This is a genomic window from Hymenobacter ruricola (assembly GCF_015694525.1).
GTDB lineage: Bacteria > Bacteroidota > Bacteroidia > Cytophagales > Hymenobacteraceae > Hymenobacter > Hymenobacter ruricola.
Genome location: NZ_JADQDM010000023.1, coordinates 1 through 19,962 on the forward strand (window position 1 = coordinate 1; position 19,962 = coordinate 19,962).

A 19,962-nucleotide genomic window follows, 5' to 3' on the forward strand; every position below is an offset into this window, starting at 1 on the left:
AAATGTGAATAAGAGACAGGGTAGGGCGCGCAGGCGCCAGCGCAGGTTGCGGGCCTCGTGCAGGCAGGCGGCGCGGCGCCGGGCCAGCGGGCGCGGGTCGAAGGGGCCGGGCGGCGGGGTGTCGGCGGGTTCGGGCGGGACTTCAGCCGCTTCGAGGGGGGCCAGGAAGGGGGCCAGGCGGGCGGCCACGGCGGCGGTGTAGGCGCGGCGGCCGGCTTCGAGCTGGCTGAGCAGGGCCGGCGACACGCCCAGCAGGGCGGCCAGCTCGGCGCGGGTGAGGCCGTAGTAACGGCACACCCGCGCCAGGCGCGATTCGGAATAGGAGGCGGAACGGGCCATCGGAACGGTTGTAAACAATTATGGGATACTTGCCGAAATTGTTTACAAGATATGTAAACAATTATTGCCCTGGCTTCGAAATTGTTTACAAGAGCTGTGAGCAGCCCCACTGGCAACGAAAAGCCCCGCCTGCGGGGGCAGGCGGGGCTTTCCATACGCGTACAACAAGCCTATCGGGGAGGATTTGAACCGGCAGCCGTCGCGTCATTGGCAGCAGGCGCACCGCCGAAACCGGATTGGGCCTTGCGGCCCAGGCGTTCCGCAATCAGGCGCAGTTCTTCCCGGGCAGCAGGGTTGGACCGCAATTCGGCTTCCTCCTGCTGGAGTTGGTACCGGTGCCGCCATTCAATAAGCTCTAGGCGGTCTGCTCGGGGCGCGCCCCGGTTATCACGTAGGTATTTCGCGGCCCACTCGTCAAATTGGGCGGGGCTAAGAGCTGCTCTTGGGGCCGGATGGCGTGGAGTGGCTGCTGGTCCCGTATGCACCGGAACCGCTGGTACCGACGAAGCGGAGCCAGGCCCAGGGGTGTTCGACGGCAAAAACGCTTCGGGTTTCATACTAGCAAGATACGTAAGACAGGCCGTTATAATTCATCCAACACAATGCGCGTGTAGCCGGTTTCAGCTACCATTGCCACCACCTCAAACCGTGTGCGTGGCGCAAACAACACCTCGCTCTCGTTTTGCCCGTCAACCCCGTATTTCGATATTTCTCCAATGAGCCGGCCGGTGCGCGACTGAATGACGAATAAGCAATTCTTGCGGGGACTGTGCAGATACTGATGAGCAACGGTAGCTTTCTGGCTGGCCGAGAGAAAAGCCGGCCAGCTAACGGGCTCGCCCGAATCCATACTGGCGCGATAAAATAAAAGCTGCCCAGTGCGTAGCTGTGCGCCGCAGAAAACCAACCCCACATACGCCGGCAGCTTGGCCAGCGCCGCCGCTAAGCCCTGCCCCAGCAAGGTGTTATTAGCCCCGCTGCTGGCGTGCAACTTTCGGTTTAGGGCCTCGAAGCCATCATCGGTGTAATAATAAATCGCGGCTTTGTCGAGCGTAGTGAGCATGGGCAGGGCGGTGGCCCGGCGGCCTTGCTGCACGGCCCGCCAGCCCTCGGGGCAGTAGTGCCGAAGGTATTCGGCCAGTTGTTGGCGCTGTTGCGGGGTCAGCATGGGCTACTCCTGGCCCGGCGTGGCCCCGCCTCCGCCCTCCACCAGCGCGATTTCGGCGGGCGTGAGCTGGTAGAGCCGGTACACCAGCTGGTCGAGGTCGGCGTCGAGGCGGGCCAGGCGCTGGCGGGCGGCGGCCTGCTGCTGCTGGTGCTGCTCAAAGTGCTGCAGCCACTCCCCTTTCTCGGGCAGGTTGAGGGAGCGGCCGAGGGCTTTGCCCAGGGCCGTGCTCCAGGGCTTCCACTCGGCCGTGAGGGCCAGCTTGCCGGTGAGGGGCGCCGTCAGGCCCAGCTTCTGCTTGGCGTCGAGCAGGGTGCGGGCGTCTTTGAGCTCCACCACGGCCCGCACCGGCCCGCCGAGGGCGCCCTTGCCGTCGGCCCCGAAGTCGCCGAGGGCGCCGTCGGGCTTGGTGCCGTCCACGTTGGTTTTCTTTTCGAGCAGCAGCTGGCGGTAGTCGGGCCGCTCGTGCTCGTAGCCCAGCGCCTGCCCAAACACGAGGGTGAGAAACTCGGCCTGCAGGGCTTCCTCTTTCTGGCTGGTCACGTAGCCCGAGGCAATGCGCTGCTGCCACTGGCGCAGCTTCTCCACGCGGGCGGGCCAGTCGGGCAGCACGGTGGCGGGGTGGTAGGTGGCAAGCGGCGCGGGCAAGGCCGCCGGGGCGGGAGCAAAGAGGGGTAGCATGGCCGCGAAGGTAGCGGCGGGGGTGAGTTGGGCGGCGGGCCGGCTGTTGTAAAGAATTATGGGAGCTGAGCCGAAATTGTTTACAAGGATTGTAAAGAATTATGGGGGCTTGGCGGAAATTGTTTACAAGCGGGGTTGGCCCTGACGCCGGGACCTCACCCCCTGCCCCCCTCTCCTGGGGAGAGGGGGGCAGGGGGTGAGGTCCCGGCAGCTCAGTCCGGCCGCTCGTTCCAATCCACCTTGCTGGCGCGCGTCTGCGACGCGTGCCTACTGGCTTCGAGCCTCTGGCTCGGGCGAAAAGAGGCGCTGGCAGGCGTTGGAAAGCTACCGGTAGGCACGCGTCTGCGACGCGCGCCAGCTTGCGCCAGCTACTCCGGCCGCTCGTTCAGGTTCACCTTCGTGGTCTTATTAATGGAGATGAACACGCCCACGAACAGCATCTGCGGCGCCCCGGGCGTGATGGCCACGCTGCGGAGCTGGCCGCTGGCGTCGGGCTGGCCGGCGAAATTGCAAGGCGGCTCACTGCGCTAAGCTCGCAGCGCCCCCACGTACCGATAGGTGGTGATGAGCACGCCCGAAGGCGTGGCCTGCGAGCCAACGAAGGCCAGCTCGCGCGCGTCGAGGCGGTCGGAAAACAGGCGCTTGCCCGGGCCCAGCACCACGGGGTACACCAGCAGCACCAGCTCATCGGCCAGCCCCTGAACCAGTAGCTCCGACGTGAGCGAGGTGCTGCCCCAGAGGACGAGGTCGGGGCCGGCGGTGGCCTTGAGGCGGCGCACGCCTTCCAGCGCGTCGGTGCCCAGGCCCTGGGCCGGGCCCCAGCCGAGGCTGTCGGGGCGGTGGGTGGCCACGTATTTGGTGGCCGTGTTCAACTGCTTGGCCATCGGGGTATCGCCGGCGGTAGGCCAGTAGCCGGCCCAGAGGTCGTAGGTCCGGCGGCCCAGCAGCAAGTCGAAGCGGCTGCCCTGGGCTTCCAGCACGGCCGCCAGCCCGGCCGGCGAGCGGTAGGGCGTCGTCCAGTCGCCGTGCGTGAAGTGTTCGTCGTTTTCGTGCTGGACAACCCCGTCGAGGGAAATGTGGGCCAGGATGCGGAGCTTTCTCATGGGGGTCTTGCTGGGGTGAATGCCGAGCGCAAAGGTGGCGCACACAGCGCCCCAGCAAAAGGGGCAATTGTGCCAAACAAGGCGGCCGTTTGCGGCAAGGGGGCGGCTAACGGATGGTGGATGAGCTTTGCAGACAAGCGCATTGGCCCGCGCCCCGCACGCCGCATATTTGCTAGCCCGCACCAGCCGCTGGTACGTCTCCCACCCCGCCATGCCCATCCGCCTGCCTGTCGGCTTGCTGCTGTTGCTTGCCGCCGCGCTATGCTTCGGCTGCTCTCACCCCGACAAAGCCCCCACTGCCGCCGCGCTGCCCCCACCGCCGCCGGAGTCGTTTGTGGAGCTCCTGCCGGAGTTGGACTACGGCTACGCCGAACGCTACGGCTGGGCGGCCCTCCGGCAGGCCGTGCAAACACAAATAGTGCTGCCCTTCGGCACGCCCGTGCCCGCCGACACCAGCCGGGTAGTCGTGTGCTTTGAGGTAAGGAACTGGGGTTCGATAGCCGAAGCGCAGGTGGTGCGGGGCCTGAGTCCGGCCGTGGATTCGGCCGTGTTGGCGGCTGTGCACCAGTTGCACTTTCGAACCAGCGGGGTTCCCGAGGGCCGGGGGTACACGCTGGTTATTCCGGCCCCCGGCGCGGCCAGCCCCGCCCAGCGCCGCGAGGCCACCACCCGCTGGCAGCGCACCGCCGTGCGCCGGCCCGGCGAGGCCGATACCGCCTTCGTGCGGCGGGTGCTGCCGCTGTCGTACCCTTGGTACGAGCCCAACGCCCTGCAGTCCCTGGCCTGGCGGGCCAGCCCCTACGGCCGGCAGCTGGTGTTCGCGAAATCGGTCATCGACCCATCTACCCCCTACACCAGCTACGGCTGGCGCGATACCGAGGTGTTCGTACTCGACCCCTACCGGCCGCATACCTACGCCGTGCAACGGTTTCATCTGGAAAATATCGGCGACCTGCCCGACCAGTCGGCGATTCCCTTCGTAGCCGACGTCAATGCCGACGGCCGCCCCGACTTGGTGACGCTTGTCACCTATAGCCAAAGCGAAGACGGTGGCCACATGGATTACTACCGCGTGGAAGTGCTGCACACCGCTGGCCAGGACAAAGCCGGCCGCCCCCGCTACCGCTTCGACAAAACACCTTACCCCTACCTCGAATACCGCCAGGACGAAACCCCGGGCCCCCGCCCCGCGGAATTTACGCCTGCCACCGTGCGCCGGGCACTGGCCCGGCACTGGCGGCGTACCCGACCAGTCGCTGCGCCATTACGTGACAGTGCTACCACCCCGGCCACCCCAAAAGCTCGGGGCACCTCCCCGCAAAAAGACAGCACTGGCCAGTAAGGATTACCCGCCGGCACTTCTTGCTGGCACACGCCCACAAACAGCATCCGCGGCGCCCCGGGCGTGACGGCCACGCTGCGGAGTGGCATGCCGCCTGACCTGCGCGCCGCCCACCGCACCTTCTACACCCGCGTGGAGTGCCTCTACCGAGCCAAAAAATTCACCCTCGACACCGAGCGCGTGCAGCACCTCTTCGAGCGCTACGCCGACCTGAGTGCCCCCTCCCCCCGCAGCCAAAGCGCCAGCCAAGCTGCCTAAGGGCAAGCCAACTGCGAGCAGCCCAGCGTAGGCCCGCCCGGCGATTGGGACATAGTAAGAATAAACGAGGCCGGGCCAAAATACTTACTAATCCCTGGTAAGTATTTTGGCCCGGCCTCGTTTATTCTTACTAGGGGTTCACCTATGTTGCTTTCGGCGGTGCCTCCTGCTACCGGGCGGCATACGTCACGGTTTGATTCCACGTCGTTCCGTCGGGCATGGCTTCGGTGTAGGTGAGCGCAAGGGTCGTAGCGGTTAGCGTCGTAATCTTATTGCTTACTCCTGCTGGATTGAAAATAATCTCGGTTTCGTTGGCGGCGAAAGCCCAGGTTATGGTGCTGGGGGGCGTCGAGGACTGGCATTGCAGCGGCCCATCTTCTATCGTCAAGGTTCGGTCGGCGTTGAAGTGGTCGAGGTCATCCAGCGCGCAGGCAGGAAAGTAATTGGACGGGGGTGATGTGCTTGATGTCACTACACCCACAGGGGTAGTGTAAGCATCTGTAATGCTCTGCTTATTCCAGCCCGTTGTGGTCAGCCATATTTCCCGCTGCGAGCGTTTGTCGGGTTCCGGCTCCTTATCCTTTTTGCAGTTGGTGAGGCCAAAGGCGCTGCCGGTGAGCAGGGCCAGTATAAGAAAGCGTAACGAAATGGTCATGGGTGGATTTGGTTGGTTTCCGTCGAAACGACAGTTACCGCCTGAATATTGGCTGAGCGCAACAATTAGCGTCCGGCATCCGGCAATGTCCTCAGTCCGGCCGCTCGTTCAAATCCACTTTCGTCGTCTTGTTAATCGAGATGAACACGCCCACGAACAGCATCCGCGGCGCCCCGGGCGTGATGGCTACGCTGCGGAGCTGGCCGCTGGCGTCGGGCTGGCTGGCGAAATTGTAGCCGTACACGTTGCTTCGGCCCAGCACGTTGGAGGCCGACACGTAGACGATGGTGAACTGCCCGAACCAGTGGGTGAGGTAGCTCGCGTTGAAGCTCAGGTCCTGGTAGCTGGGCAGGCGGCCCTGGTTGTAGCCGGGCAGATTGGGGTCGTTGTAGCGGCGGGGCGAGCCGTAGGCGTAGGTGAAGCCGAACTGCGTGTGCAGGGGCTGCACCCAGTACTTGCCCACCACGCTCAGGTTGTGCCGGGCCACGAAGGTGGGCACGGCCGTGGTGGGGTAGTCGCGGAACTGCCGGCGCGTGTCCACAAAGCCGTAGCTCACCCAGTAGTCGGCCTTTTTGAAGGTGGTGCGGTCCCGAAACATCACGTCGAGGCCCCGGGCGTAGCCGCTGCCGGCGTTCTGGTAGGTGGTGGGGTTGTAGGGCTGGGCGGCGTCGAAGGTGGTGAGCTGGGCGTAGTTCTTCTGGTAGATTTCGGCCCGCAGCGTGCGCTCCTGCACCTGGTGCTGGTAGGTGAGCAGGTAGTGGGTGGCCCGCTCAAACTGCAGGGCGTGGCTGATGCGCAGCAAGTCGGTGGTGGGCGTTTGGTAGAAGGTGCCCCAGGCGGCCGAGAGCTGGCTGTTCGGCCCGGTTTTGTAGGCCAGGCCCAGGCGCGGGGCGGCATTGAAGCGGCCCAGCAGGGCCGAGTATTCGCCCCGCAGCCCCACGCGGCCGGCCAGCTTGCGGCTGAGCACCAGCTCGCTTTCGGCGAAGGCGGCGGTGCGCTGCTCGTCCACGGCCAGGGTCAGCGGCGTTGCATCAGGCGCGGCCTGGTACTGCTGGCGGTAGCGCTGGGCGTAGCCCTCCAGGCCCATTTTGAGGTTGAACCAGGTGCTGGCCGAGTCGTTGGTGAGCACCAGCCGGGCCACGGCCGAGCGGTCGAGGTCGCGCACGGACTGGGCATCGGGGCGCACCAGGTTATCGTCCTGGGTCAGGGCCAGGCCGGTGTTCAGGCTCCAGCCGCCGGCCAAAGGCGCGCGGTAGGTGGCGTTGAGGTAGGCGTTGTCGTCGGCCAGGGCCACGGGGTGGCCGGCGCTGTACTCGGGGTTGGCGTCGGGCTGGCGCAGGGCCAGGCGCTGGCGGCTGTAGGTGCCGTACACTTTCAGCATGCCGGCCTCCCCTACCTGGTGGGCCAGCTTGAGCGAGCCGCCGAGGGCCTGCGGGGCTTTTTCCCAGCCGAAGGTTTGGGGCACGAGGTTGAAGTACGGGGCCAGGTTGCTGTAGTCGGCGCTGACGGCCACGCTGGTGCGGGCCCAGCGCTGGGTGCGGGCCAGGCTGCCGCCCACGCTCATCAGCGAGAGGCTGGTTTGGGTTTCGGGCGCGAGGTCCGTCGAGTTCAGGGCCACCACGGCGCTCAGCGCCTGCCCGTACTCGGCCGAGTAGCCGCCCGTGCTGAAGACGGTGCCCTTAAACAAAAACGGCGAAAACCGGCCCCGCGCGGCCACATTGGGCACCGAGCCGGCGTAGGGCGTTTGCACGGGCAAGCCGTCGAGGTAAGTTTTGGTTTCCGACGCCGCCCCGCCGCGCACGAAGAGCTGGCCGGTTTCGCCGTTGCGCGTGGTGCCGGGCAGCGCGTTGAGGGCGCCGGCAATGTCGCCGAGCGCGCCGGCCGTGGTCACGATGTCGAGGGGCTTGAGCACGGCGGCGCGCTTCTCGTCGCTGGCCTCAAAAGCGCCGGCCGTCACCACCACGTCGCCGAGGGCAGCGCGGCTGGCTTTCAGCTTGATACTAGGCAGCGCGATGGGGCCCGGGCCCAGCGTCACGGGCAGCTCCAGCGGCTCGTAGCCGATGAAGGTGGCCACCAGCACGGCGGGCCCGGCGGGGTGGTCGGTGCGGAAGGCAAAGCGGCCGAGTGAGTCGGTGCTGGCCCCGTCGAAAGTGGTTTTCAGGAACACGTTCACGCCGGGCAGGGGCTGGCCGTCGGCGTCGCGCACCACGCCGCTGAGCTGGGTGGGTGAAGCGGTGGGTTGGTGGGTTTCGGCGGCGGGGGCCGTTTGGGCCTGGGCGGCGGGGGCGGCGCTCAGCAGGAGCAGCGAAAGCAGGGCAGTTTTCATGGGAACCAGCGGTTAAGAACTGGGTCAAAGGTGGCCGGCGGGCCCGCCCGGGTTCAACTAAATGGTGCCCAAGCGTCGGCTCGTTCGGACGAAGCGCCGGCCCGCGCCGACGAACCTTTGGCCACGCGGGCGGCCCGGTTGGGCGCGCCGGGTCCGCCGCCGCTCGTCGGGTACAGCCGGGCGTTCATGCCTTCCTCATATCCATTCGGCCATGTTTGGCATCCGAGCGGCCGCTTTTGGCGTTTATCCACGGCCCGGCGGGCAGCAGCGCTTATTTTTGCGCTTCTTTCCGCCGTTGCCCCCGCATTTTCTGCTGCCTCCTTTGCCGATGACTGCTCCCGACGCTCCCGTAGACTACCAGCGCCTGTTTCGCTCCCTGCCGGATAATTTCCTGCTCATTGCGCCCGACGCCGACGCCACCATCCTCGACGACACCGACAGCCACGTGGCCGTGTCGCTGCTGGCGCGCGAGCAGGCCGTGGGCCGCCCCTTTTTCGAGGCCTACCCCGCCGTCGACCAGAACCAGGGCGACGTCATCGCGGCCTCGCACGAGCACGTGCGCCGGCACCTGGAGCCGCACACCATGCCCGTCATTCGCTACGACCTGGCCCGGCCCGCCGAGCAGGGCGGCGGCTTTGAGGAAATCTACTGGCAGGCCACCCACTACCCCATTCTCGACGACGAAGGCCAGTTGCAATACATCCTGCAGCGCGCCCAGAACGTGACCGAGCAGCACCGCGCCGCCCTGGAAGCTGCGCGCGTGCAGAAAGCGCTGGCCGAAGCGCAGGACCGCACCAATTTTGTGCTGCAAAACCTGCCCGTGCTCATCTGGACGGCCCGGCCCGACGGCTACCGCGACTTCTTCAACTCGCGCTGGCTGGACTTCACGGGCCGCTCCCTGGCCGAGGAAACCGGCGAGCAGTGGAGCAGCAGCGTGCACCCCGACTACCTCGCCCGGGCCCTCGACGCCTGGCACCACTCCGTGGCCACCGGCGACCCGTACCAGGTAGAATATCCCCTGCGCCGCCACGACGGCCATTACCGCTGGATTCTGGTGCGGGCCACGCCCCGCCGCGACGCCGACGGCCACATCACCATGTGGGTGGGCGGCGCCACCGAAATCCACGAGCAGCGCCAGATGGTGCAGGAGCTGCTGCAAGCCAACGAGCAGCAGGCCCTGCTCTCGGAGCAGGCCTACCAAATGTACCAGAAGGCCGAAGGCCAGCGCGAAACCTTCCACAACCTGTTCATGCAGGCCCCGGCCATGATTTGCATCCTGCGCGGCCCGCAACACGAGTACGAATTTGTGAACCCGGCCTACCAGCAGCTGTTTCCGCACCGCGAGCTGCTGGGCCACACGGTGGAAGAAGTGCTGCCCGAAGTGCGCGAGCAAGGCATCATCGACATCCTGGACAACGTGTACCAGACCGGCGAAACCTTCTTCGGCAACGAGCTCAAGCTGCACCTGGAGCGCGACGCCAGCAAGGAGCTGCGCGACTCGTACTTCAATTTTATCTACCAGCAGTTCCGCGAAAACAACCAGCCGGCCGGCATCATGGTCTTTGCCTTCGAAGTCACCGATTTCGTGCTGGCCCGCCAGGCGCTGGAACGCCTCAACGGCACCCCCGGCAACTAGGCCCGGCCCATTGTGGCCCAGTTATGGCTTGGCCGCCCTGCTAGCTCCCTTTTTCTTCCCGCTTACCCCCTCCCCGCATGGCCCTCTCCTCTTTCGACTTTCAGCAAGCCCGCGTCAAGCAGGTGTTGTTTAAGTCGCGGCTGCGCTCGGTGCTCTACGGGGTGCGCGAGGCCGAGCCGGAACTCTTCTCCCTGCGCGAAAACCCGCTGGGCCAGTGGCTGCAAAACTCCGTGAAGCCCGCCCTCGGCGCCCAGCCCGAAGTGCGCGAAATCGAGCGCGTGCTCCAGCAAATGCTCCAGACCGGCCAGGACCTGGTGGGCCGCTACACCCGCGGCCACATCGAAGAGTCGCGCGCTGGCCTCGACCAAATCAACTCCTACGCCGACCACATCGAAAGCCTCCTCAACCGCCTGGAAAAAGGCATGGCCACGGCTTAAGGCGCCCGGCGGCGCCTCAGCCGTTCCGAAATTCCGCCAGCTGATACAAGTGCCCACCTGCGGGGCTCAGCCGGCGGAGCCAGGGCTCTTGGGCCAGGGCCTGCGTGCCGGGCCCGTAGGAAAAAATGCGGAGCGGCTGGTGCTGCCCCACCTGCCGCAACCGGCCCAGCACGCGGGCCAGAATCTGGCCCGTGAACGGCGTAAACAGAAAGAACACCGTGCCGTCGGCGTAGTCCACGGCGCGGGCATCGGCGTTGAGGAACCGAACCCGGGTGAGGCGCAGCGCGTCGGCGCAGGCTTGCGCGTACCGGCAATACGCGGGCTCAATCTCGACGCCCGCGGTGGTGGCCCCGCTCAGCAGCCGCACCAGCAGCGGCACCTGCCCCAGCCCGGAACCCAGGTCGTAGAACGTATCGTGGGCACTTATTTTGGCCGCCATTTCGAAGATGATGCGGGCCGGTGTCTTTTGGTAATACACCATTTCCGGGTCGTGGGCTTCGGTTGCCAGGGGCTCGGCCAAATCGATGAACAGCCCGTTGGTGAGCGTGTCGAGGGCATCATATTCGGTGGCGGCGGGGCTGCTGCCGGGTTCGGGCGGGCCGGCGTAGGCTTCCAGCAGTGCCCGCAAGCTTTCCGGCGTGCACTGCCCCGCCCGAATCAAGGCGCGCAACCGCTGGAAAAGCCGCTGGTCGAGGGCTTCCAGTTCACCTCTCAGCGCCGTGGCTTGGTTTCTTAGGTTGCTGAGTTCCGCAGGCAACTTCTCGGCAAGCAAGCCGTCCAGACGGTCCAGGACGTGAAATTCCAGCTCATCCAGGACTTCGGCCCGGCTGGCAAAGTTTTCCTCGCTGAAAAGCCCGGGCCGGGCCGTTAAGGCAGCCAGCGTTTCTTTTATTTCCGCAGCTGCCGTGTATAGCAGCGCGTCGCGGTTGTCGTTGGCCACCCCGCTACAGGTTGAACAAGGCCGCGGCGTTGCGCGTGGTGGCTTCGGCTACTTCGGCCACGTCGCGGCCCAGCAGCTCGGCCACGCGGCGCAGCACCAGCGGCAGGTAGGCCGGCTCGTTGCGCTTGCCGCGGTGCGGCACGGGCGCCAGGTAGGGGCAGTCGGTTTCGAGCAGCAGGTGCTGCAGGTCGAGGCCGGGCAGCACCTTGTCGGCCCCGCCGTTCTTGAACGTGGCCACTCCGCCAATGCCCAGCATAAATCCCAGCTTGATGGCCTGCTCGGCCTCCGCGGGCGTGCCCGAGAAGCAGTGAAACACCCCGCGCAGGCGGCCGTCCTGGGCCGCTTCCACCAGGGCTACGGTTTCGGCAAAGGCTTCGCGGGTGTGCAGCACGATGGGCAGGTTGTGCTGTTTGGCCAGCTCCAACTGAATTTTCAGGGCTTCCTGCTGCTCGGCCAGCAGGGTTTTGTCCCAATACAAATCGAGCCCGCACTCGCCCACGGCGGCAAAGGGCCGGCGCCCCAGCCAGGTTTCCACCTCGTACAAGTCCTGCTCGAAGCCGCGCGTGACCGAGCAGGGGTGCAGGCCCATCATGGCGAAGCAGGTTTCGGGCGCCTGGGCTTCCAGCTCCAGCATGGCGTCGATGCTGCTGTGGTCCACGTTGGGCATCACGATGGTGCGCACGCCCGCGTCCTGGGCCCGGCGCAGGGCGTCGAGGCGGTCGGGTTTGAACTGTTCGGAGTAGAGGTGGGCGTGGGAGTCGGTGAGGTGCATTTTTTAGAATTATAAAAAAAACTGGCCCGTCATGCAGAGCGCAGCGTAGCATCTTTACCGCAGCAGTAAACCTTTTAATTGGATTGCGTTGCGCGGTAAAGATGCTACGCTCTGCATGACGGGCTTTTTGTCATCAATATTTTAATCATACCGCCGCCCTTTCCAGACCACGGCGCCGCCCAGCAGCCGGTAGCCAATCAGGCTGAACGTGAGCGCCAGGGTGTAAAATTCAAACAGCGGCAGCAGCCACCAGCGCAGCCGCAGCCCTGCCCGGCGGTGCGCGAAGTACGCCAGCGCGCCCTGCACCAGCATTTTGGCGCCCCATACGGCCAGCGCGGGCCCGACCCCGGCCACCCCCGCCAGCCCCGCCAGCCCCGCCAGCGCCGGCCAAAACCCGCTGAACACCAGCAGCTGCAGGCGCAGCCGTATAGGCAACGCCTCCACGCCGCGCAGCCAGCGGCGCCGCTGCCGCAGCAGGGGCCGCCAGCTGGGCATGGGCAGCGAGTCGGCCCGCGCGGCAGCGCTGAATACGTGCCGGAACCCAAAGCCCCGCGCCACCACGGCCTGAAACAGGGCAAAATCTTCGGTCACGGAGAAGGGCAGCGCCTCGTAGCCGCCGGTGGCCGCGTAGGCGGCGCGGGTCACGAGCATGTTGTTGCCCATGGCCGTCACGGGCCGGCCCTGCTCGCTCACCACCTGCACCAAACTCAGCGACAGTAGCCAGTCAATGCCTTGCAAGTGGTCGAACAGCCGCGGCCCGCGCACCGCCGTGATGCCCGTGACCGTGCCCACGCCCGGGGCCGCGTGGCCCAGCAGCGCCGCAATCCACGTAGCGGGCAGGTGGATGTCGGCGTCGGTAATGAAGAAAAAGTCGGTGGTGGCGTGCCGGGCCAGGTGGGCCAGCACGTTGGCTTTGCCGCGGGCCGCGCCCAGGTTTTCGGCGATGGGGATGACGCGGAACCGGCCCGCGAAGCCCTGCATGGCGGCTTCGGCCACGGCGGCGGTGCGGTCGGTGCTGGCGTCGTCGCCCACCAGAATTTCCAGCAGCTCGGCCGGGTACTCCAGGGCCCGCAGGCTGGCCAGGCAGCGCGGCAGGGCCAGTTCCTCGTCGCGCGCGGCAATGAGGATGCTTACGCGGGGCAGCGGCACGGGCAGCGCGACAGCGGCCTGGGCCCCGCGCCCAGTGGCAAAGCGCCACGCCGCATAGGCCAGCCCCAGCAGCCACAGCCCCAGAAAAGCCCCCAGCGCCCCACTCACGGCGCCAGAAACCGGAAGCCGCGCCCGGCAAAGTGCGCCAGCACCCGCGGCAGCACGAAGCGCAACCGCGCGCTGGCTTTGCGGCTGTCGTGAAACACCAACACGTCGCCGGGCCGCACGGCCGCCAGCGTGTAGCGCAGGCAGTCTTCGGGGCGCAGGGCGGGGTCGTAGTCGCGCGTCAGCACCGACCACATGATGACCCGAAACTCTTTTTGCAAAGCCGGCAGCAGCGGCCACGTGAGCCGCCCATACGGTGGCCGGAACAAGGGCTTCGCCTCCGCTGCCGGCGCCGCACCGGCGGCCGTTGCTTCGGTCCGGTGGGCGCGGGTCAGCCGTTCTATTTCGGCCTGGCACTCGGCCACTTCGGCCAGGTAGGCGGCGCGCGGCAGGCTCCAGGCGCTGCGGTGGTGCTGGGTGTGGTTGCCGAGGCGGTGGCCGGCGGCCAGGGCAGCGCGGGCAATTTCGGGGTAGCGCCGCAGGTTGTCGCCCACGCAGAAAAAGGCCGCCCGGGCATCATATTGGGCCAGTTGGGCCAGCACCCAGGGCGTTTCTTCGGGAATGGGCCCGTCGTCGAACGTGAGGTAGAGGGCCGGGGTGTCGGTGGCCGGAGCAGCCGGGCCGGTCCACTCGCAGCCGGGCAGCAGGGCGTGAAGCAGCTTGGGCGGCCGGGTCAGCAGGGCCGCTTCGAGCCGGGAACCCGCGCCCATCAGGAACGCACGATGTGCATAAAGGGCACTTCCGTATCGGGCAAAGGGCCCAGCACCGCCGCCAATATGGCCAGGAAGGCCGCGGCCGTGTCGGGCTGGCCAGCCGCCGGGCCGCGGCCCAGGTGGCGGTGCGCCTCGCCGGCCCACTCGCCCACCACGGTGGGGCAGCCGGCCGGGCTGCTCAGGCCCAGGGTGGCTTCCAGGGTGAAGTAGCGGGGGCGGGTTTCCTCGGCCTCGGTTTCGGCGGGCTCGTCTTCTTCGTACACCAGGGCCGAGTAATAGGCTTCCATCGTGCCCTGGGGCGGCGGCAGGTGAAACAGGGCCGTGGCCCGGCCGGCCACCTCGTGCCAGCTCAGGCGCAGGCCGCGGGGCGCCACTTTGTCGGCCGCGGGCAGGTTCTCGGCCGCCTTGTCCCACACGTAATGCAGCAGCTCGCGCGCCAGAAACGGGTCGCTCAGCTCGCGGCGCACCGAAGCCGGGCGGCGCCAGGCCAGCTGCGGCAGCAGCACGTGGGTAAAATTGTAGGAATGCAAACGGGCCATAAGGTGCTACAAAAGTAACGCCGGGGCGCCGCGTTCGCTCAACGCTGCGCGTGGGTAAATGAGGAATTTTCAACCCGAAGCCCTGCGGCCCTGTCAATTCCTCACCATTACCGGCCCATGGCCCGCACGGTCGCATCCCACAGCACTTCGGCGCTGCGGGCCCAGGAAAACCGGTCCAGGTTCTGCTGCCCGCGGGCCACCAGCTCCCGGCGCAGGTCGGCATCCTGCCAGAGCCGGGCCAGCCCGGCCGCAATGCTGGCCGGTGCGTGCGGGTCGACGAGCAGAGCGCCGCCCTCCCCCGCCACCTCCGGCATCGAGCTCAGGTTGGACGTGAGCACCGGGCAGCCGCTGGCCTGCGCCTCCACGATGGGAATGCCGAAGCCTTCGAAATAGGGCACATACACCGTGGCGCGCGCCGCGGCGTAGAGGCCGGCCAGCTCCTCGTCGGCCACGCGGCCCGTGAAGTGCACGGCGGCCTGGTGGCGCATCTGCTGGTAGGCTTCGAGGATGGGGCCGGCTTTCCAGGCCTTGCGGCCCACGATGAGCAGCTGGGCCTCGGCGGCGGCCGGGCCGGCCTGGGTTTTGAAGAGGTCGAAGGCGCGCAGCAGGTTGCCCAGGTTTTTGCGCGGCTGCAGCGCCCCCACGAACAGAAAGTACGGCTGCCCGTGGCTGAACTGGCGCCGGATGTCGCGCTGTGCCTCCGCCGGCCGGGGCCGAAACAGCGCGGCGGGCGCGTTGTAGGCCACGCTGATTTTCTCGGGGCTGATGCCGTAGGTCTGCACAATGTCGGCCTTAGTGGCTTCGGATACGGCCACCAGCTGCTGCGAGGCGCGGGCGAAGCGCGGCATGAAAAAGTGGTAGTACTTGCGTTGCAGCAACCCCACATCAAGCGGAAAATGCTCGAACGCCAGGTCGTGCATCACCGTGACGCGCGGCACCGCGGTGGCCAGCGTGGTGAAGCCGTCCGGGCTCAGAAACGCCGCCGGCCGGTGGCGGGCCAGCCACAGCGCCACCGCCCCCTCAAACCACGCCACGAACAGAAACGGGTGGCGCGCCGGCGGCAGCAGCACGTGCGGCACCACGTTGGGCCCAAACAGGTAGCGCGCGTCAAACGCGCGGTCGAACAGGAAGTGAAACGTCACCTCCGGGTGCTGGGCCACCAGCCGGCTCAGGGTTTCAAAGCTGAAGCGGCCGATGCCCTCCAGGTGGGCGCCCGGCAGCAGGAAGCGGGTGTTGACGGCGATGTGAAGTGGGGCGAGCGGGCGGTTGTTGAACGTCATGCAGAGGGCAGCGAAGCATCTTTACCTCAATTGTAAATCAAACAGCCCAACGAAGCGGTAAAGATGCTTCGCTGCGCTCTGCATGACGTTCCACTTAGCCTTTCCCGCCCCGTCCCGGCAGCAGCCCCCCCATCTCCTTGCGCTGCACCAGGCCGGTGCCCAGCACAATCAAGGCAAATACCCCGGCCATGATGCCTGCTTCCACCCACCAGCGCAGGTACAAGCCATATTGCAGGCCGTACCACACGCCGCACAGCAGCCCAAACGCCAGCAGCAGCCGCGCCAGCAGCCGAAACGGCACGCCCACGCCGGTGCGCCGCGCCACCAGCACCAGGTAGCCCCCCGACACGGCCACGGCGCACAGCAGCGTGTTGAGCGAGGCGGCCACGGCCCCGTAGTGGGGCAGCAAAAACAGGTTCAGGCCGATGTTGAGGGCGATACTCAGGGCCACCAGCCAGCTCACGGCGCGCTCGTGGGTGGTGCTGGTGAGCAGGGTGCTGTAGATGGCGAAAAAGGCGTGCACCAGCACGTTGAGGAACAGGATTTTCAAGCACAGGGTCATGCGTGCCACCTCGGCCGGGGTGCTGTGCTTGAACTGCCAGAACACCACCTCGCCCCGAAACAGCACAAACGCCACGACGAACAGCAGCGGCAGCGCCACCACCCGCTGCCCGAACATGAGCAGCTGGCGCTGGGCCCCGGCGTCCTTCGGCACGCTGGCGAATTTGGCAAAAAACAGCGGCAGCACCGTCCAGGCGTACATCATCACGGCGTCGACCCAGCGGTAGGCGCCGGCGTAGTAGCCGGCCTCGGTGGGCGAGGCCAGGCGCTCCAGCATGAGCATGTCGATGCGCTCGTTCACGCCGTAGAGCAGCGTCATGAGGGCGAAAGGAAGGCTGGCGCGCAGGGCCGTGCGGGCCACGGGCCCCTGCCAGCGGTACCGCACGCGGCCAAACAGGCGCGTCATCAGCCCGTAGGTGAGCACGGCGGTGAAAGCGGCCGCGCCCAGCCGGGCGCCCACGTAGTTGGGCAGCGTGAGGCCCAGGGGCAGCAGCGCCAGCACGGCGCCCAGCAGCACAAACTTTTCCAGCACCGAGAGCACGGCGTCGGTGTTGAATTTCTGGTGGGCCTGCAGGGTGCCGCGCAAAAACTGCCCGTACTGGGCCAGCAGCAGGGCCGTGCCCACGGCGCCCAGCAGCAGCAGCTCGGTGCCGCGGTAGCCCAGCACCGCGCCCAGCACCAGCATGGCGGCCAGGGCCACGAAGTTGAGGGCGCCGCGCAGGGGCAGCAGCGTGGGAAAGGTTTCGGCCATGAAGCGGGGCTCGGCGGCCACGCGCTGCACGGCGTAGGGCGTGAGGCCCAGGTCGGAGAGGGCGGCCACCACCAGCGTGAGGGCCGACAGGGCCGTGACCAGCCCGAACGTGGCGTGCCCGAGCCGGTCCTGCACCAGGTTTTCGACCACCACCCAGCCGGGTTTCACCAGCAGGTTGAGCAGGACGACGAAGCTGATATTGCCAAAAAACCGTTTGATGCCGACGAAGAAGCTAAGGCCCGAAAGAGGATAACCGGCACCGGGCGCCGGAAGCGCAAAGCTACGCACCCGGGCCGGCCAGCCGCACGCCGCGCCGCGCGGGGCCGTTTTCCGGCTATCTTTGCCTGCCGCCTTCCCGCTCCTTCCGTCCCATTTAAAAAACGTGCGCGCGACGGCTTCTTTTTCTCTGTATGTCTGCACCTTCGTTCTCGCTGGTGGGCCTGGGGCCCATTATCAACCGCTGGAAATACCTCGTGGCCGGGGCCGTGGCCCTGGCCGCCGTGGTGAGCATTGTGGTGGCGCTGCTGATGCCCAACGTGTACCGCTCCACCGCCATTTTCATCCCCACCAACCCGCAAACTACTGACCCTGACCGCCTCGTGGACGGCGGCAAGCTGGAGCTCAGCGGGCGGGCCGAAGACCTGGACCGCGCCATCACCATCGGCGAGTCGCAGCCGGTGGCGGAGTTGGCCATCAAAAAGTTTAACCTGTACAAGCACTACAAGGCCGGCGCGCCCGGCGACGACGCCACCGACAACTTCGTGCTGAAGGAGTTCACCGACAACCTGGCCATTGTGCACAACGAGCGCGACGCCATCGAACTCACGTTCATGGACAAAGACAAAAACCTGGCCGCGCGGGTGGCCAACACCCTGGTGCAGGTCATCGACTCGGTGAACCAGCAGCTGACGCTGGAAAACCGCCGCCACGTGCTCGACCTCTACCGCCAGCGCTACGAATACCTGAGCACCAGCTACGAGCGCAGCCGCCAGGAACTGGTGGGTGCCCGCCGCCGCTACGGCATTTTCGGCCTGGAAATGCAGGGCCGCTACATGGTGAAGCAACTCATTGAAACCGAAGCCGCCCTGCGCAAGGCCGAAGCCAGCGGCGGCGACGTGGCCGGCCTGCGGCGCGCGCTGCGCGGCCTCACCAAACGCGACGGCGGCAACCTCATCAACCTGGAAAGCTACGTGCAGGGCACCGACTCGCTGAGCATGTTCACGACCCGCGTGGCCGACCTGCAGAGCCGCCTCATCGGGGCGCGCTCGGCCTTCGAAACGGCCGAGCTGAGCTTGAAAGGCCGCATTGCGAGCCTTTACATTGTGCAGAAGGCCTACCCCGCCACCAAGAAAATCAAGCCCGTGCGCTGGCTGATTGTGGTGGGCTCGGTGGTGCTCACGTTCGTGCTGTCGGTTATTTTCATCGCTCTGCTGGAATTGTACCGTCGCAACCGGCCCGGCGCGGCCCGCCCGGCGTGAACCCGCCCGTGAACCATTGGCTGAGCCGCCTGCGGCAGTCCTTCGACGGACCCCAGCTGCTGTTTATGGCCTTTATCGGCGTGCTGCTGCTGGGCGGCGCGGCGGCGGGGCTGCTCAGCATGCCGGCGCTGCTGCTGCCCGCCGGCCTGGCCGTGGCCCTGCTGGTGGCCCTGGTCGAGTGGCGGTGGATTTATTACCTGCTGTTTTTCCTGCTGCCGTTCTCGGAAGAAATCAGCCTGTTTGGCGGGCTCAGCATGGACGTGCCCTCCGAGCCGCTCATGCTGGCCCTCACGGGCTGCGTGGGCGCCACGCTGCTGCTGGGGGCGGGCCACGCGCAGCTGCGCCGCCGCGAGTGGGGCCACCCGCTGCTCATCATCGTGGCCCTGATGCTGCTGTGGACGGCCGTCGACGCCTTTTTCTCGGTCGACTCGCTCAAGTCCGTCAAGTACCTGCTGGCCAAGGTGTGGTACATCACCCCGTTTCTGCTGGGCACGCTGCTCATCGTGCGCCGGCCGGCCGATACGTGGCGCTTCGTGGCCTTCTACGCCGCCGGGGCCAGCCTGAGCGTGCTCTACGTGGCGAGCCGGCACGCCAGCAAGGGCTTTTCGTTTGCCGACATCAACTGGGCGCTGCACCCGTTTTTCCGCAACCACGTCATCTACGCCACCATGTTGGCGCTGCTGGTGCCGTTTTGCTGGTTTGCGCTGCGGGCGGCCACCACGACGGGCGGGCGCCTGGCCTGGCGCCTGATGCTGGGCCTTCTGCTGTTTGGCCTGTTCACGTCCTACACGCGGGCTTCCATGCTTTCGCTGCCCCTGGCGGCCCTGTTTTTTGTGGTGATGCGCGTGCGCTTCACGCGGGTGGTGCTGCTGGCCGTGGCCCTGGGCACGGCCCTGAGCGTGGCCCACATTGCCAGCGGCGACAACTACATGGAGCTTGCGCCCAACTACGAGCGCACCGTGTTCAACGGCAAGAACTTTGAGAAGCACCTCGAAGCCACCTACAAGTTGCAGGACGTGTCGGGCATGGAGCGGGTGTACCGCTGGGTGGCCGCCGCCCGCATGATTGCCGATAAGCCCATTGTGGGCAGCGGCGCGGCCACGTTCTACCCCGAATACAAGCGCTACACGGTGAAGAGCTTCCGCACCTACGTGAGCGACAACCCCGAAAAATCAACCACCCACAACTACTTCCTGCTGCAGCTGGCCGAGCAAGGAATTCCCGGCTTTCTGCTCTTCGCCGTCTTCATCGCCACGGCCCTGCTGAAGGCCGAAAGCCTCTACCGCCGCTCGGGGCAGCAGCCTGAGGTGCGGCGCGTGGTGCTGGGGGCGGCCATGTCGCTGGTGGTCATTGTGTTCCACCTCACCCTCAACGAGCTGGTGGAGGTGGACAAGATTGGGCCGGTGTTCTTCGTGTGCATTGCGTTGCTCGTCCGGGCCGAAACCTGGCTGGCAGAGGCAAGCGCAGCTATTGAGGAAACCGGCGCAACAGTTCCGGCAAATCCGGCTGCTAGCTTATCTTGATGCGTGCTTGCTGACGCCAGAGAGCTAACAAAAAAGTGACAAAATAGCGCAAAAAGTATAAATTTTTAGTGGCACCAACGGTGTAGCACACTGATAGTATTGCATTGCTATATGATGGGCCTTTACAGCGGCATACCTTTGAATCACTCGCGTTAGGTAGGTCCCTCAGCCCAACGGCTCGCTCTGTAAAAAGAGAAGCCCGGCTGCGC

At 66.4% G+C, this 19,962-nt stretch carries 19 protein-coding genes; 6 read left to right on the plus strand and 13 right to left on the minus strand.

Features of this window, described 5'->3' with window-relative positions:
• From I2H31_RS23450 to I2H31_RS23465, 4 genes are all read right to left on the minus strand, one after another.
• Positions 1-339, minus strand: a 339-nt coding sequence (locus I2H31_RS23450; RefSeq protein ID WP_196295500.1) for a helix-turn-helix domain-containing protein, incomplete at its 3' end; no start/stop codon positions are given.
• Between the two features lie 583 nt (positions 340-922).
• Entirely contained in the window at positions 923-1,402 is a 480-nt protein-coding gene (locus tag I2H31_RS23455; protein ID WP_196295501.1) for an ADP-ribosyltransferase domain-containing protein, read from the minus strand.
• Between the two features lie 108 nt (positions 1,403-1,510).
• On the minus strand, positions 1,511-2,185 hold the full coding sequence (locus I2H31_RS23460; RefSeq protein WP_196295502.1) for a hypothetical protein: 675 nt from the start codon (positions 2,183-2,185) through the stop codon (positions 1,511-1,513).
• 527 nt (positions 2,186-2,712) lie between these two features.
• Positions 2,713-3,288, minus strand: a complete 576-nt coding sequence (locus I2H31_RS23465; protein WP_196295503.1) for a dihydrofolate reductase family protein — start codon at positions 3,286-3,288, stop codon at positions 2,713-2,715.
• 211 nt (positions 3,289-3,499) lie between these two features.
• On the opposite strand from I2H31_RS23465, the gene I2H31_RS23470 reads away from it, so the two are divergent.
• Positions 3,500-4,630: a hypothetical protein gene (locus I2H31_RS23470; RefSeq protein ID WP_196295504.1), complete on the plus strand. Its 1,131-nt coding sequence runs from the start codon at positions 3,500-3,502 to the stop codon at positions 4,628-4,630.
• Positions 4,631-4,717: 87 nt separating this feature from the next.
• Positions 4,718-4,888 carry a type IIL restriction-modification enzyme MmeI gene (locus tag I2H31_RS23475; protein WP_196295505.1) on the plus strand — a complete coding sequence of 57 codons (171 nt, stop codon included), beginning with the start codon at positions 4,718-4,720 and terminating at the stop codon, positions 4,886-4,888.
• Positions 4,889-5,057: 169 nt separating this feature from the next.
• Here the strand turns inward: I2H31_RS23475 and I2H31_RS23480 are convergent, their stop codons facing one another.
• Positions 5,058-5,543, minus strand: coding sequence for a hypothetical protein (locus I2H31_RS23480; protein WP_196295506.1), 486 nt, complete (start codon positions 5,541-5,543; stop codon positions 5,058-5,060).
• Positions 5,544-5,634: 91 nt separating this feature from the next.
• Positions 5,635-7,869, minus strand: a complete 2,235-nt coding sequence (locus I2H31_RS23485) for a TonB-dependent receptor (protein ID WP_196295507.1) — start codon at positions 7,867-7,869, stop codon at positions 5,635-5,637.
• 328 nt (positions 7,870-8,197) lie between these two features.
• Between I2H31_RS23485 and I2H31_RS23490 the strand changes: the two genes are divergently transcribed.
• Positions 8,198-9,505 (plus strand): PAS domain-containing protein, encoded by a 1,308-nt coding sequence (locus I2H31_RS23490; RefSeq protein ID WP_196295508.1) that lies wholly within the window; start codon positions 8,198-8,200, stop codon positions 9,503-9,505.
• 77 nt (positions 9,506-9,582) lie between these two features.
• Positions 9,583-9,942 carry a hypothetical protein gene (locus I2H31_RS23495; protein WP_196295509.1) on the plus strand — a complete coding sequence of 120 codons (360 nt, stop codon included), beginning with the start codon at positions 9,583-9,585 and terminating at the stop codon, positions 9,940-9,942.
• A gap of 16 nt (positions 9,943-9,958) precedes the next feature.
• On the opposite strand, the gene I2H31_RS25735 is transcribed toward I2H31_RS23495, so the two are convergent.
• From I2H31_RS25735 to I2H31_RS25740, 7 genes are all read right to left on the minus strand, one after another.
• Positions 9,959-10,882, minus strand: a complete 924-nt coding sequence (locus I2H31_RS25735) for a class I SAM-dependent methyltransferase (protein WP_196295510.1) — start codon at positions 10,880-10,882, stop codon at positions 9,959-9,961.
• Positions 10,883-10,886: 4 nt separating this feature from the next.
• A complete protein-coding gene (locus tag I2H31_RS23505) occupies positions 10,887-11,654 on the minus strand; it encodes a TatD family hydrolase (RefSeq protein WP_196295511.1) in 768 nt (255 codons plus the stop codon).
• A gap of 141 nt (positions 11,655-11,795) precedes the next feature.
• A complete protein-coding gene (locus tag I2H31_RS23510; protein ID WP_196295512.1) occupies positions 11,796-12,911 on the minus strand; it encodes a glycosyltransferase in 1,116 nt (371 codons plus the stop codon).
• Positions 12,908-13,618: a polysaccharide deacetylase family protein gene (locus I2H31_RS23515; RefSeq protein WP_196295513.1), complete on the minus strand. Its 711-nt coding sequence runs from the start codon at positions 13,616-13,618 to the stop codon at positions 12,908-12,910. The genes I2H31_RS23510 and I2H31_RS23515 overlap by 4 nt, the downstream gene beginning before the upstream one ends.
• Complete coding sequence (locus tag I2H31_RS23520) at positions 13,618-14,160, minus strand: hypothetical protein (protein WP_196295514.1); 543 nt, start codon at positions 14,158-14,160, stop codon at positions 13,618-13,620. The genes I2H31_RS23515 and I2H31_RS23520 overlap by 1 nt, the downstream gene beginning before the upstream one ends.
• A gap of 107 nt (positions 14,161-14,267) precedes the next feature.
• Positions 14,268-15,440, minus strand: a complete 1,173-nt coding sequence (locus I2H31_RS23525; RefSeq protein WP_196295515.1) for a glycosyltransferase family 4 protein — start codon at positions 15,438-15,440, stop codon at positions 14,268-14,270.
• A 94-nt stretch (positions 15,441-15,534) separates the two neighbouring features.
• Positions 15,535-17,172, minus strand: coding sequence for an oligosaccharide flippase family protein (locus tag I2H31_RS25740; protein WP_317192269.1), 1,638 nt, complete (start codon positions 17,170-17,172; stop codon positions 15,535-15,537).
• On the opposite strand from I2H31_RS25740, the gene I2H31_RS23535 reads away from it, so the two are divergent.
• Positions 17,163-18,230 (plus strand): GumC domain-containing protein, encoded by a 1,068-nt coding sequence (locus I2H31_RS23535; RefSeq protein WP_196295517.1) that lies wholly within the window; start codon positions 17,163-17,165, stop codon positions 18,228-18,230. The two genes, I2H31_RS25740 and I2H31_RS23535, sit on opposite strands and share 10 nt — an antisense overlap.
• An 8-nt stretch (positions 18,231-18,238) precedes the next feature.
• On the plus strand, positions 18,239-19,753 hold the full coding sequence (locus tag I2H31_RS25745; RefSeq protein WP_196295518.1) for an O-antigen ligase family protein: 1,515 nt from the start codon (positions 18,239-18,241) through the stop codon (positions 19,751-19,753).
• Positions 19,754-19,962 lie beyond the last annotated feature (209 nt).

Excerpts from the sequence above, each read along its gene's own strand:
- I2H31_RS23455 (WP_196295501.1), bottom strand. The coding sequence starts at position 1,402 with ATGCTCACTACGCTCGACAAAGCCGCGATTTATTATTACACCGATGAT.
- I2H31_RS23460 (WP_196295502.1), bottom strand. The coding sequence starts at position 2,185 with ATGCTACCCCTCTTTGCTCCCGCCCCGGCGGCCTTGCCCGCGCCGCTT.
- I2H31_RS23465 (WP_196295503.1), bottom strand. The coding sequence starts at position 3,288 with ATGAGAAAGCTCCGCATCCTGGCCCACATTTCCCTCGACGGGGTTGTC.
- I2H31_RS23470 (WP_196295504.1), top strand. The coding sequence starts at position 3,500 with ATGCCCATCCGCCTGCCTGTCGGCTTGCTGCTGTTGCTTGCCGCCGCG.
- I2H31_RS23475 (WP_196295505.1), top strand. The coding sequence starts at position 4,718 with ATGCCGCCTGACCTGCGCGCCGCCCACCGCACCTTCTACACCCGCGTG.
- I2H31_RS23480 (WP_196295506.1), bottom strand. The coding sequence starts at position 5,543 with ATGACCATTTCGTTACGCTTTCTTATACTGGCCCTGCTCACCGGCAGC.
- I2H31_RS23485 (WP_196295507.1), bottom strand. The coding sequence starts at position 7,869 with ATGAAAACTGCCCTGCTTTCGCTGCTCCTGCTGAGCGCCGCCCCCGCC.
- I2H31_RS23490 (WP_196295508.1), top strand. The coding sequence starts at position 8,198 with ATGACTGCTCCCGACGCTCCCGTAGACTACCAGCGCCTGTTTCGCTCC.
- I2H31_RS23495 (WP_196295509.1), top strand. The coding sequence starts at position 9,583 with ATGGCCCTCTCCTCTTTCGACTTTCAGCAAGCCCGCGTCAAGCAGGTG.
- I2H31_RS23505 (WP_196295511.1), bottom strand. The coding sequence starts at position 11,654 with ATGCACCTCACCGACTCCCACGCCCACCTCTACTCCGAACAGTTCAAA.
- I2H31_RS23515 (WP_196295513.1), bottom strand. The coding sequence starts at position 13,618 with ATGGGCGCGGGTTCCCGGCTCGAAGCGGCCCTGCTGACCCGGCCGCCC.
- I2H31_RS23520 (WP_196295514.1), bottom strand. The coding sequence starts at position 14,160 with ATGGCCCGTTTGCATTCCTACAATTTTACCCACGTGCTGCTGCCGCAG.
- I2H31_RS23525 (WP_196295515.1), bottom strand. The coding sequence starts at position 15,440 with ATGACGTTCAACAACCGCCCGCTCGCCCCACTTCACATCGCCGTCAAC.
- I2H31_RS23535 (WP_196295517.1), top strand. The coding sequence starts at position 17,163 with ATGTCTGCACCTTCGTTCTCGCTGGTGGGCCTGGGGCCCATTATCAAC.